We start from the raw sequence: 11,907 nt of genomic DNA on the forward strand, positions 1-11,907 counted from the left end.
TAAAATCAATCATTCATCTTCTTTCGATCAGTTGTTCTACTAAAATAAATCGAATCCTTTTATCCATGTCCAAAAAGGAAGAAAGCATGATTTCTCCATCAGGAAAAGGCACGCTTTCTTCCTTTTTTGATATAAATGAGTTTGCGACAAACCATTCAAGCCTGACATATTAAGTCCGTACGTTTTAGTCAAAAATCTCCCATTTTCGATGTTGATCAAAAAATGTTGCTGCTTCTTTTGCATCCGCAACTAGTTTTTCCGGATAATTTAAGACTTTCAATAATGCAATCGCATTTCTGGTTTTTGCTGGACCTTGCTTTAATTTAAAATCAAAACTGATTCCTTTTTCTGCTGTGACCTGTTCCTCAAAATGGACATTCTCACATTCATTTTTCAATATCTCAGTCAATTCAATATCGTGAGTCGCCACAAAAGCTAGTGAAGGATAATCTGCCAACCATCTTACTACTGCTGCAGAAGAAGCAATCCGTTCGATCGTATTGGTTCCCTTTAAAATCTCATCCACAAAACAATAACATCTTTCTCCTTTTTCCACTTGATCTAGTAGACGTTTAATCGATTTGATTTCTGAAACAAAATAACTATCTCCTGCAAACAAGTCATCTTCGATCGCCATAGAAGTCAGTACGTGACCGTGCTGCAAGGTAAACTTTTCTGCGAGGGCTGTTTGGATCGTCTGTGCTAAGATACAATTGATCGCAATACTTTTCACATAAGTAGATTTACCTGAAGCATTCGAGCCCGTCACTAAAATGTTCTGGTGCCAATCTACTGGGTTCACTACCGCTTCCTTCAAGAGAGGATGATAGAGATCTTCTGCCTCTACGCCATTGTCCGTAAATTCTGGCTGACAGGTAATGGGCATGTAAGTACGATAGTTGAGAACCGCAGCCGCTACTTCCATTTCTCCCAATAATTCCCAAACCTTCATTGCTTCTTTCGTTTTTTTCTCTAACCTGCTAATAACAAAGTGATAAGAAATAAACGGCAACATGAACATCATATTGACATAATCAAATAAAATTTCTGCTTCCGACCCACTCTTAACTCGAAAAGAAAAACCAAATTTAGGAATATCTTTTAACGGTTTAACATTTTGCCGTAATTCATCTTGAACCGGTGTAGCAATCTTTACTACTTGATTCGCTGTTGAGATCGTTGAGACTAGGTAACCCATACTATTAATCTCAGTTTCTAATGTCTGTTTCTTGACTTGATAATAAAGTGTGTTAAAAATCAAACTACCAATCGCTAGATAGATACCTAAGACTTGTCCAAATAATAATAAAATTAAACCAATGATCGGTAAGAGACCTAAAAAAGTATAAAAGCCGACATGTCCGATCTGTTTACTTTGGCCATCCGCTAAATATTGCTTTGTAAAATTACCATCTTTTTTCCCTAGTCGTGCAAATTGATATTGGATTTTTTCTCTTGTTTGAGGGTTTTCTTGGTAAAAAGCAATTAACTTTTCTAATCGCTGATCTTTTCCAAAGTTAAAGCTCCTCAGCCGTTGATATAAAGCTTCTGAACCAATACTAGAGTATGTCAGATTGATGCCTTCAAAAACTTCAAACATATCCAAATCGTACCACGTCAAGTCATCCACTTCACTTGACCATGAACGAAATTCTTTTTCTGTGAGCCACGCTTCCTTTAAACTTTTTTCTTTATCAAATCGAGGTTGATAAGGCACTCTTCCCCATTTCTGATGGACACTTTCTTTTAATTTTCGACGCGCATTGAAATCTAGAGCAATGAGCAAAACGATCACGCCACAAATCAATAGCACAATAAATGTTTTTTGATCCATACATTTTTCTCCTATTCTGTTTTCCATTGGATAAAGTATAGCATTGTTTGACCCCTTTTATGAGCTGAATAATGAAAGTTCAACATAAAATAGCTGTTTATTCACTATGTAGCTATATGAAATGAAATTAAAAGAAAAAGCACACTTATTTCCACCAACTTAAAATAGCGCTTACAAAATAATTGTCGTATACTAGAGATAACGAATAGGTGAAACGAAAGGAAGAAAACAAATGGCTACTACTTCGATGAACAATTCTCAAAAATATGCGGAACAAAAAATGAAAACTATTGTCATTTTTGATCTGTCTTTTAATTTTATTTCTACCAATGGTAGTTTGCAAACCCAGTTCTTAGAAATGAAATTAGCGAAGTTTTTAAGAGAAAAAAATCAACCTTGGGCTCTTAAAATATATGAAGCAAGTCAGATAGACGAACACGCCTCGGAAGCAGATATTATTTTATTAACCCCAACGTTTGCCTATGCCAAAGAAGAAATTGAAAAGAAATTCCCTCAGATACCAGTGATAGCTATTTCTAAAGCAGAGTACGGAACAATGGATCTGGATCACTTATGGGAAAAACTAAAAACGGTTCTATAAACAAGGTTGGTCAACTTGTATAAACTTTTTACTCTCTTTCAATTTAATACAAATAAATAGTAAATCAGCTGATTTGAAAACAACCAGCTGATTTTTTGTGGTCTATTTACATGTTTGCTCGTCTAAAGCTCTGTTCCATTAGAGGTTGTTACCCGCTTATACCAATCATAGGAGTCTTTTTTATACCGTTCTAGCGTACCAGAACCATCATTGTTCCGATCAACATAGATAAAACCGTAACGCTTTTTCATCTCCCCTGTTGTAAATGACACGCAATCAATACAACCCCACGGCGTGTAACCCAAAAGCACGACACCATCTTCATTGATCGCCTTTTCCATCTCTTGGATATGACTACGTAAATATTCGATACGGTAAGGATCATGAATCGTGTGATCCGCCTCCAGAACATCAATGGCACCAAACCCATTTTCAACAATAAATAATGGGAGTTCATAACGCTCATAAAAAGCATTCAATGAATAACGGAGACCTTCTGGATCGATCGCCCACCCCCAGTCAGATTCCTTAATGAAAGGATTCGTTACGGAGTACGTACTTCCACCACTAACATTATTTGACACATCTTGATGAACTTGTGAATCGACCGTATTACTCATGTAGTATGAAAAACCGATATAATCCACTGTACCTTCAGCGAGTGCTTGTCGATCTGCTTCTGTTATATCAATCTGGTACCCTTTACGCTCAAACATTTTAAGGGCATAATTTGGATAGTGTCCACGAACTTGTACATCACAGAAGAACCAACGATCATGCATCATTTGTTGCGCTAAGATTTGATCCGCTGGTCGAGAAGAAAATGGATAAATAGGCACCATCGCAATCATATTCCCAATCTCAAAATCAGGATTGATTGATTTTCCTAGTTTAACCGCCTTAGCAGAAGCAACTAACGTATGATGGCCACAAATGTACATCGCCTCCTCTGGATTTTCATAATCGCCAAAATGAACCCCTGAGTTTGTCCAACCAAAAATATCATTTGAATAGTTCATTTGGTTGTTGATCTCATTGAATGTCATCCAGTATTTCACCTTATTTTGATAGCGCTTAAATACCACTTCTGCAAACTTAAGAAAGAAATCGATCGTTTGACGATTCATAAATCCACCATATTCTTTGGCAATATGATAGGGCATTTCAAAATGGGACAATGTAATAACTGGTTCAATCCCATATTTCAACAGCTCGTCAAAGACATCGTCATAAAATTGAAGCCCTTCTTCATTAGGTTCCAGCTCATCTCCATTTGGAAAGATACGTGACCAAGCAATCGATGTACGAAAACATTTGAACCCAAGATCAGCAAACAGTGCAATATCTTCTTTATAGCGATGATAAAAATCAATCCCTACATGGTTGGGATAATAGTTACCTTCCACAACCCCATCCGTGATCACTCGAGGTACACCATGTGAGCCAGCTGTCATCACGTCAGCCACCGAAAGTCCTTTTGATGTTCCAATTACACCACCTTCAAATTGATGGGCTGCTAATGCACCGCCCCATAAAAAATTCTCTGGAAAAGCCATCCTATCCGCTCCTTTTTCATCTCAAATTTATTTCAATTGCTTTAGTAAACGAAGTTAGAACACCACCAAATGCACACTTGTCAGGAAAAACTTTAGTGACAAGCGCATCAGGTATCGTTTTCCAATCAATGATATCAACGAAAGTATACTCCAAGCATCTAAGTATCTTTCTTGAATCAAAAATACAAACGCTTTCAATCGGTTGTAAGAGGAAAATGAATGAAACATGTCCGTCATTTATTATACCGTAGAACGTCTGATAAAAGTAATTTACGTGCCCCCTGAATCACAAACTTCCAAAAAAAATCAGTTGGTTGCCAAGTAACAAAAGTCGTCCCCCACATCAAAATTAGCGAAATTTAATAGTAGATATAAGTGCAAAGAGTTTCCATAATGAACAATCAACAAGGTAGTTTAGCTTTTCTCTACTTCTTTAATTAATAATAACAACTTTTTGACTATTCAGTCAGCAGTCTACATTTCTGTGTTCTTTAGACATGACAATTGTCATGTCCAACTGATGACATCCATGACTGTTTTACAACTCAAAAAATAGCTAAGATAACATCAGCAGGAGGAAAGAATATGAATCCAATAATCGATGTACAAAACTTATCGAAGGTGTATAACAGGACAACCGTTTTAGATAATATCTCATTTCAGATTGCACCCGGAGAGACTGTCGCACTATTAGGAGAAAATGGTGCAGGAAAATCCACTCTGATCAATCTACTTAACCAATTGATTCAACCAAATTCAGGGACTACCTATGTGATGGGAACCCAAGATATCAGGAAAGTCCGTGACAAAGTCGGTGTAATGTTGCAACAAAACTTATCACTCGAACGAGTCACCGTCAAAGAGTGTTTAAATCTTGCTCGTAGTTACTATCACAACCCATTATCTTATGAAGCCTTGATTCGCTTAGCCAACTTAAAAGAAAAAGAGAAGTGTTACTTAGACCAATTGTCTGGCGGACAAAAACGTCGGTTGACTTTTGCAACAACTATGGCAGGAAACCCTCAACTAATTTTTTTAGATGAGCCGACTGCTGGAATGGATAGTAATAGTCGACAATCATTCTGGGAAAGTATTGACCGTTTGAAGCAAAATGGAAAGACTTTTTTTATCACTAACCATTATCTGGAGGAACTAGATCAGATTGCAGATCGAATCCTTATTTTAAAAGATACTAGGTTAGTATACGATGGTACCTTGAAATCATTGCGGAAAAAAAGTGGTCATATAACCATCCAATTTACCACTCCATTACCAAAAGAAACATTCACATCCATTTCAGCTGTTAAAGAATGTTTAAAAACTAATCAGCATATTCAATTAATAACTGATGAGCCAAACGTAGTGATGGAAGCTTTAATTCCTTATCTTAATCAATTAGACGAATTAGCCATTCAGCAAAATTCGTTGGCTTCTTTATTTCAAAAAGTAATTGGAGGTAGCGGTAAATGAAAAAATTCTTGTTTCAAGTTCAAATCAACTATAAACGCATCGTATTCCGTAACTTGCGCTTCCTCTTATTCAGTATCGCCATGCCAACAGGCTTTTACCTTATATTTACTCAGGTAATAACACAACCAGTAGTTTCGAAAACATGGAATATCGCTTATATGATTAGTATGATTGTGTATAGCTCATTGATTAGTTCTGTTATGACAGTCGCACATACTCTGTTAGAAGATCATACTAGAAAGTTCGATTTATTTGTAGCACTACGTCCAGGTTCAAAATCACAATATTATCTATCGATGTTAATCGTCTTTCTATCGTTAAATATACTTTCGGTTTTGGCACTAATAATGACTGGAATTTTAGTAAATCAGCTAACAATTAATTGGTTTCATTTAATAGGTCTTTTATTCCTCGTTCCATTGTTATCATTCCCACTTATATTGATTGGAATGATCATCTCTCTATTAGGTTCAGATAACGTAGTAAATTTGCTTAGTAATCTCATCGTTTTTCCCATGGCAATTTTAAGCGGACTATGGTGGCCACTTAGCATAATGCCCCCATGGGTACAAAAGGTTGGACACTGGCTACCAACTTATCAAACAGCTGTAATTTTAAGAAGATTTATCAATTATCAACGTTTTAATTTTGTTAGTTTTGGGGTACTCTTAGTTTGGACGATCATTTTATTCGTACTGTTCAAAGTAGTCGTCTTTTTTCAAAGTAAAAGTGAGGTTTCTACCATATGAGTTTTTTCGAAAAGCACATATTTTTCCCAAAACGATTCGGCATTGCACCTTATTTCTGGTTAGTATTTTTAATACCGACGATCTATTCATTGTTCCCCCTTACTTCTTGGTTTGACTGGTTATTTATATTACTTTTAGTTATTTTTTTAAAAGCTTACCGAGATGGCTATGAAGTTCATAAATTTTTAACATGGGACGTTTTCCTTCAATTATTGATTGCCTGCTTATTTGGTATCTTTCAAAAAAATGGATATCTCTTTATTTTCGTTGCCTGGGAGATTGGCTCCCTGCCAGTAACCAAACGTTTATTCTATCATTATTTGACTGGTTATTATGTAAGCGTCATGATTAGTCTTGGCGCTATGTTGTGGACCACTCGTTTCACCCATTCATCCAGTTACATTAATGTAGGTATCACTATCATAGCTGCTATTATTACACCACTAGCAGCTAAGTCGGTAGGGGAATCTTATCGGCGGATCTATCGCCTCAACCAACAAAATAAACGTTTAGAAGCAGTTGTGCGCCAAAATGAACGAGATCGTATTGCTCGTGATCTCCATGATCATTTAGGCCAAGCGTTTTCCATCATTTCATTAAAGGCTGAATTAGCGGAGAAATTAATAGCAATTGATTCACGCCAAGCAACCAATGAATTACATGATATTGCTGAGACTTCCCGAAAAAACTTATCATTAGTTCGTGGGATCGTTTCAAATTTACAAGAGCGAACAATTGCCCAAACGATGCTAGAAGAAGAAAAAAATTTAGTTCTTACCAATATTCAGCTTCATTCTGTAGGAGAGGAACTAGCCGAAAAATGGCCGACGAACATTCAACATACAGTATCCGCAGTTATTAAAGAAGCCATCACAAATATGATTCGTCACAGCAAAGCTAGTATTGCGATGATTGATTTTACCGAGAATATAGACACCTATTTTATTACCATTCAAGATAATGGACAAGGATTCACTCAACTAAAATCAACCGGCTATGGAATCAGCGGAATGAAAGAACGGATTCAAACTGAAAAAGGACAGTTGACGATCACTGGAACACAAGGAGTAAAGATTGTCATTTCGTTGCCTAAGGAGAATGAGCATGATTAAATTGTATTTGGCAGAGGATCAACAATTATTGAACACTGCATTAACGATGATTTTGAATCTTGAAACAGATTTTGAAGTTATTGGTTCTGCAACAGATGGTGATACGGCATTATCTGACATCATCAAATTGAAACCAAATATCGTTTTATTAGACATTGAAATGCCTAAGTTGACTGGCTTGGAAATTGCTAAGCAGCTTCGTTTATTAAAACAGGATGTGAGAATTATGGTTCTGACTACCTTTGCGCAAGAACACTATTTTCAGCAAGCTTTACAGAACAATGTCAACGGTTATATGCTAAAAGATAGTCCCAGTGAAGAACTTATTCGTTCGATCCGCTCAATCATGGCGGGTGATACGATTTTTTCACCTGAATTGGTTATTCAATCATTCATTACTCAAAAAAACCCTTTAACCCCAAGAGAGCTTGAAATTTTAACGTTGTTAAAAACCGGCATCAGCACCCAACAAATTGCCCAAACTCTATTTTTGAGTGAGGGAACTGTACGTAATTACATCTCTGCTATTCTAAGCAAAACAGCATCACGTTCACGAATTGAAGCGATAAATTTTGCAATAAAGCAAGGATGGATTTAAATAACAATAAATTAAGATCACTGAGAAGAACGCCTTAAGCAAGGTCTTCCCAATGATCTTATTTACCGATCAGATAACTGGCTATACTTTTTCTAAACTAAATAGTTTTTGTTTCCCTATAGTATTCTCTATGATGAATTTTAGTAGTTTAACCAAAAAAACGGAATGAACTAACTATTATCTTTCGTATTAATTTTTATAGGTGTGATCATTCAATTAGTTTCCCAAATGTTTGTTTCTTATTACTTTTCTATTCACCCATTACTAAAATATGGCATTTTCGATTTCTAACACGGTTTTGATCAAAATCAATGAAATAAATCGAGCCGACAGCTCCTGTCATTAGTGTTTCCTCTTTGACAATGAAATTTTCACTTGCTCCGAAGAATGATGCTCGGATATGTGCATCTCCATTTAAAATCGTTCCAGCATCACCAGCATAGTCTGGATCATCTAAGGACAGCAAGAAATCAAGATGCTTCGGACCAGGATAACGATAATCGGTATTTTCCGTTAATTCTCGAGGAATGATCCGATCAAGAATCCGATTTAAATCAACCTGTAAAAATTCATCCCCATTAAAATCCAAATCGTGCATGAATTCCTCAAAAATAACTGAACAAGTAGTATGTGGCGACTGAACAAGACAAATGCCATTTTTTATCCCACTTTTTGCCACAATTTCTTTTACTTGTTCGGTAATATTATGATACGTCACTCGCTGTCCATTTGAAGTCAAAACAAGTTGCTCAGTATAAGTTATCATTTTGTCGATTGCTCCTTTTTCCATTTACTTACTTCTTCAATCATCGCTTTCAATGTGTCCACAGGATCTTTGGCACAAACAATCCCGCTGGTTCCACCCGTTGCATCAGCCCCCGAATCAAGTGCTTTGCGAACATCTGCTACCGTTGAAATCCCTGCTGCCTGCAGAACAAAAATTTCAGGATCCATCTTGCGTACAGCTTCATTGGTTTGAATCATATAAGAAATGTCACTTGCTTGACCTGTACCTATTAATTCCGTAGGCTCACAAACCATCACATCAGGTTTCAAGGAAGCTACGAGCTTCGCCTCTTCTAAAGAATTTGCACAGACAATAGTCAATAGACCAAGTTCCTTTGCTCGCTTGACGGCATCGCACAGCTCACTAACCGATAAAGGACGTTCTGCGTGATTCAGGAAGGTCGCTTCTGCTCCAGCCGCTACAACGCCTTCAGGTAAAACGTGTCCCATCCCTCTACCAGGGACTATCCCATCGATATGTTGAACACTCACAATCAACTGCGTTGTCTGTTCTTTAATTAGCCGAACATCAACATGTTGACAAGTAAAAATGATATCAATATCGTATGCTGCAGCTAATTGATCCGCTGTTTTTGCTAGTTCCAATGCCTGTTCACCACACAAATAAGATTTAGGATTAACCACAAAAAATGGTTTTCTTACTGTTCTCATGAGAGCCCTCCTCTATTTTGTTGCAAATACTTTGTAATAATGCACTAACGTATCCGCAATCGCTTGGTTCGCTAATCGTTTAAGTGTAAAATAATCCTCTGGTTTTTCTTCGTTAATTACATCCATTGCTGCTGTGATAAAATCAGTAAAGATATTAATTTTATTGATCCCTGAAACAGCACATTTGTGTAGATTTTCATCACCAGATGATGAGCCCCCATGCAACACTAATGGAATTGAAACTTCATTTTTAATTTCTTCCAACCGCTCAAAGCTGATTTTCGGTGTTCCTTTGTATTGCCCATGAGCCGTACCTATCGAAACTGCCAATGAATCGACGCCGGTTTCTTTCGCAAAACGTGCTGCTTCCTCCACTTCGGTATAAATGGTGTCCGTGGTTTCCTTAAATTCATAACTATTTCCCGTTCCCACGTGTCCAATATCAGCCTCTACCACAACGCCTCTTTCATGAGCATATTCCGCAATCGCCTTTGAACGACGAATATTTGTTTCAATCTCATCTTGCGAAGCATCTATCATCACAGAAGTGAACCCAAGCTCGATTGCTTGCTTGATGATTTCCTCATCTTGTCCATGATCCAAATGAAGTGCTACTGGTACACTTGCTTTTTTGGCTAAATATTTTGCAATTAATGCTGCCTCTTCAAGAGGACATTCTTCAATATGCGCTTGTGCAAAGGCTAAAATTAATGGCTTTTGCATTTTTTCTGCAACCTCTACAAAGGTTCTTGCAGAATCTAAATCAAAAAAGTTTGCTGCCGGAATCGCATAGTTTTCTTTTTGCGCTTTTTCAAACATCTCTTTCGTTGTAACTAACATTTGATTACCTTCTTTTCAAGTATTTTTTAGGCTTTAATCTTCGCTTCAATTTCGTCAAACAACCCATCAATGCCAATTCCGGTTAATAAAGGAAGCCCCATAATTACTTTATCTTTAATGTTGTCAGGAACCACGGTCGTACTGACCACAATATCGTAGTCATCAATTTTACCAATCTCATCAGCAACTTTTGATTGATATAGTTTCACTTCATTTTCGAGTCCTTTTGATTTCAACCATTCTTTTACTTTTCCTGTTACCACTGTTGAAGTAGCCACACCTGTTCCGCACATAATTAATAATTTTTTCATCTGTCATCTCTCCTATTTTGTATTAAGCTTCAGTTTGTTTAGCTGCTCTTTTAGGTAAAATGCGATTCACGTAGAATAGTAAACCTGTAATAATCAGACCAATTCCGACTAGGGCAAAGTAACCAAATAGTTTTGCACCACCCACGTATAGAAGTGTTGTCCACAGTCCACCTTCTGCCATCGCAGTTACTGATGAATGTCCTTGTAAATCAAAGTTTGCCGCTTGTGCTGCTTTTGTTAAAAATGGTGCCACCCATGAAGTGATGTATAAAATGGTGACCATGTAGATCGTCCCACCTAAGATTGTTCGAATAATGTTTCCACCAAAGACAGCTGCCATCAAACAAACTAAGAATGGAATAGTTGCCAAATCACCGAAAGGCAAGGTTGTGTTACCTGGTAAAATCACTGCTAATAAAATCGTGATTGGGACTAAGATTAACGAAGAAGACAATACAGCTGGGTGTCCTACTGACAATGCGGCATCCATCCCGATATATAATTCTCTTCCTGGGAAACGTTTTTGAACAAATGAATTTGCTGATTCTGAGATAGGTGTTAAGCCTTCCATTAAAAGTGCCACCATTTTAGGCATTAAGACCATTACAGCACCAGTTTTCACCGCTAATTGTCCAATTCCCGCAACATCATAGCCAGCTAAAATCCCCATAACCAAACCAATTAAAAAGCCCATGACTGTTGAATCACCAAAGATGCCAAACCGTTTTTGAATCGTTTCTGGATCTGCATGCCAATCTTTCAATCCTGGAATCCTATCGAATAACCAATTTAAAGGTAAGGCAAAAACAAACCCGGGTGCTGCTGTTCCGTGTGGGAAGGTAATATTTGGAAATCCATAGAATTTATTGATGATTGGTCCTAAAATATCGCCAAACAATAAAATCATCATTGTATAAATAACCGTTGCCAACATGCCCATTGCAAAGTCATTCGTTACTGCGTAGACAAGTGAAGCAACAAATGCTGCATGCCAGATATTCCAAATATCAACATTCAGTGTTTTTGTTAAGCCAACAATAATTAATAACACATTGACTACGATAGCTACTGGAATCGCCAAACTACCTAAAACGGTTCCATAAGAAATCGCAGCTGCTGCCGGCCAACCAACGTCAATGGTTGTTAAGTTTAGTCCAAAACGTTCAACCATCGCTTGTGCTGCTGGTCCTAAGCTATTGGTCAATAAATCGATAACTAAATTCAACCCGACAAATCCAACACCAACCGTTAATGCTGAAATAAAAGCCTTACTCGGTTTCGTTCCTAAAATCAAACCAAAAACAAAAATTAAGATTGGCAATACAACGATTGATCCGAGATCAACAAATTTTTGTAATAAATCTAACATAATGCTCCC

12 protein-coding genes are annotated in these 11,907 nt (G+C 37.1%); 5 read left to right on the forward strand and 7 right to left on the reverse strand.

Translation table 11 applies throughout. The features are described from left to right. Positions 1–184: 184 nt before the first annotated feature. Entirely contained in the window at positions 185–1,834 is a 1,650-nt protein-coding gene (locus IGJ18_RS13155; RefSeq protein ID WP_438843418.1) for a MutS-related protein, read from the reverse strand. A gap of 232 nt (positions 1,835–2,066) precedes the next feature. On the opposite strand from IGJ18_RS13155, the gene IGJ18_RS13160 reads away from it, so the two are divergent. Beyond that, positions 2,067–2,435: a hypothetical protein gene (locus IGJ18_RS13160; RefSeq protein WP_438843419.1), complete on the forward strand. Its 369-nt coding sequence runs from the start codon at positions 2,067–2,069 to the stop codon at positions 2,433–2,435. A gap of 122 nt (positions 2,436–2,557) precedes the next feature. Here IGJ18_RS13160 and IGJ18_RS13165 read toward each other — a convergent pair whose 3' ends face one another. Then, entirely contained in the window at positions 2,558–3,991 is a 1,434-nt protein-coding gene (locus IGJ18_RS13165; RefSeq protein ID WP_088762092.1) for a 6-phospho-beta-glucosidase, read from the reverse strand. A gap of 585 nt (positions 3,992–4,576) precedes the next feature. On the opposite strand from IGJ18_RS13165, the gene IGJ18_RS13170 reads away from it, so the two are divergent. The 4 genes from IGJ18_RS13170 to IGJ18_RS13185 are packed head-to-tail and all read left to right on the forward strand — an operon-like array spanning position 4,577 to position 7,920. Next, the gene (locus IGJ18_RS13170; protein ID WP_368020519.1) at positions 4,577–5,461 is read left to right on the forward strand and encodes an ABC transporter ATP-binding protein; all 885 of its coding nucleotides are present in this window, start codon (positions 4,577–4,579) and stop codon (positions 5,459–5,461) included. After that, on the forward strand, positions 5,458–6,210 hold the full coding sequence (locus tag IGJ18_RS13175) for an ABC transporter permease (protein WP_438843420.1): 753 nt from the start codon (positions 5,458–5,460) through the stop codon (positions 6,208–6,210). The genes IGJ18_RS13170 and IGJ18_RS13175 overlap by 4 nt, the downstream gene beginning before the upstream one ends. Further along, positions 6,207–7,322 carry a sensor histidine kinase gene (locus tag IGJ18_RS13180; RefSeq protein ID WP_094940713.1) on the forward strand — a complete coding sequence of 372 codons (1,116 nt, stop codon included), beginning with the start codon at positions 6,207–6,209 and terminating at the stop codon, positions 7,320–7,322. Before IGJ18_RS13175 ends, IGJ18_RS13180 begins: the two co-directional genes overlap by 4 nt. Beyond that, positions 7,315–7,920 carry a response regulator transcription factor gene (locus IGJ18_RS13185; protein WP_034700108.1) on the forward strand — a complete coding sequence of 202 codons (606 nt, stop codon included), beginning with the start codon at positions 7,315–7,317 and terminating at the stop codon, positions 7,918–7,920. The genes IGJ18_RS13180 and IGJ18_RS13185 overlap by 8 nt, the downstream gene beginning before the upstream one ends. Before the next feature lie 250 nt (positions 7,921–8,170). Here IGJ18_RS13185 and IGJ18_RS13190 read toward each other — a convergent pair whose 3' ends face one another. Genes IGJ18_RS13190 through IGJ18_RS13210 form a run of 5 tightly spaced genes read right to left on the reverse strand, consistent with a single transcriptional unit; the run spans position 8,171 to position 11,898 of the window. Further along, positions 8,171–8,686: a YjbQ family protein gene (locus IGJ18_RS13190; protein ID WP_034700170.1), complete on the reverse strand. Its 516-nt coding sequence runs from the start codon at positions 8,684–8,686 to the stop codon at positions 8,171–8,173. Beyond that, a complete protein-coding gene (locus tag IGJ18_RS13195) occupies positions 8,683–9,378 on the reverse strand; it encodes a triose-phosphate isomerase (RefSeq protein ID WP_053765969.1) in 696 nt (231 codons plus the stop codon). Before IGJ18_RS13195 ends, IGJ18_RS13190 begins: the two co-directional genes overlap by 4 nt. A 12-nt stretch (positions 9,379–9,390) precedes the next feature. Beyond that, positions 9,391–10,218 (reverse strand): class II fructose-bisphosphate aldolase, encoded by an 828-nt coding sequence (locus tag IGJ18_RS13200; protein WP_438843421.1) that lies wholly within the window; start codon positions 10,216–10,218, stop codon positions 9,391–9,393. Between the two features lie 26 nt (positions 10,219–10,244). Then, positions 10,245–10,529 (reverse strand): PTS sugar transporter subunit IIB, encoded by a 285-nt coding sequence (locus IGJ18_RS13205; protein ID WP_010720673.1) that lies wholly within the window; start codon positions 10,527–10,529, stop codon positions 10,245–10,247. 22 nt (positions 10,530–10,551) lie between these two features. Beyond that, entirely contained in the window at positions 10,552–11,898 is a 1,347-nt protein-coding gene (locus IGJ18_RS13210; protein ID WP_034700117.1) for a PTS galactitol transporter subunit IIC, read from the reverse strand. Positions 11,899–11,907: the final 9 nt, after the last annotated feature.

The organism is Enterococcus sp. AZ078, from assembly GCF_051714985.1.
Lineage (GTDB): Bacteria > Bacillota > Bacilli > Lactobacillales > Enterococcaceae > Enterococcus_B > Enterococcus_B hirae.

Excerpts from the sequence above, each read along its gene's own strand:
- IGJ18_RS13155 (WP_438843418.1), bottom strand. The coding sequence starts at position 1,834 with ATGGATCAAAAAACATTTATTGTGCTATTGATTTGTGGCGTGATCGTT.
- IGJ18_RS13160 (WP_438843419.1), top strand. The coding sequence starts at position 2,067 with ATGGCTACTACTTCGATGAACAATTCTCAAAAATATGCGGAACAAAAA.
- IGJ18_RS13165 (WP_088762092.1), bottom strand. The coding sequence starts at position 3,991 with ATGGCTTTTCCAGAGAATTTTTTATGGGGCGGTGCATTAGCAGCCCAT.
- IGJ18_RS13170 (WP_368020519.1), top strand. The coding sequence starts at position 4,577 with ATGAATCCAATAATCGATGTACAAAACTTATCGAAGGTGTATAACAGG.
- IGJ18_RS13175 (WP_438843420.1), top strand. The coding sequence starts at position 5,458 with ATGAAAAAATTCTTGTTTCAAGTTCAAATCAACTATAAACGCATCGTA.
- IGJ18_RS13180 (WP_094940713.1), top strand. The coding sequence starts at position 6,207 with ATGAGTTTTTTCGAAAAGCACATATTTTTCCCAAAACGATTCGGCATT.
- IGJ18_RS13185 (WP_034700108.1), top strand. The coding sequence starts at position 7,315 with ATGATTAAATTGTATTTGGCAGAGGATCAACAATTATTGAACACTGCA.
- IGJ18_RS13190 (WP_034700170.1), bottom strand. The coding sequence starts at position 8,686 with ATGATAACTTATACTGAGCAACTTGTTTTGACTTCAAATGGACAGCGA.
- IGJ18_RS13195 (WP_053765969.1), bottom strand. The coding sequence starts at position 9,378 with ATGAGAACAGTAAGAAAACCATTTTTTGTGGTTAATCCTAAATCTTAT.
- IGJ18_RS13200 (WP_438843421.1), bottom strand. The coding sequence starts at position 10,218 with ATGTTAGTTACAACGAAAGAGATGTTTGAAAAAGCGCAAAAAGAAAAC.
- IGJ18_RS13205 (WP_010720673.1), bottom strand. The coding sequence starts at position 10,529 with ATGAAAAAATTATTAATTATGTGCGGAACAGGTGTGGCTACTTCAACA.
- IGJ18_RS13210 (WP_034700117.1), bottom strand. The coding sequence starts at position 11,898 with ATGTTAGATTTATTACAAAAATTTGTTGATCTCGGATCAATCGTTGTA.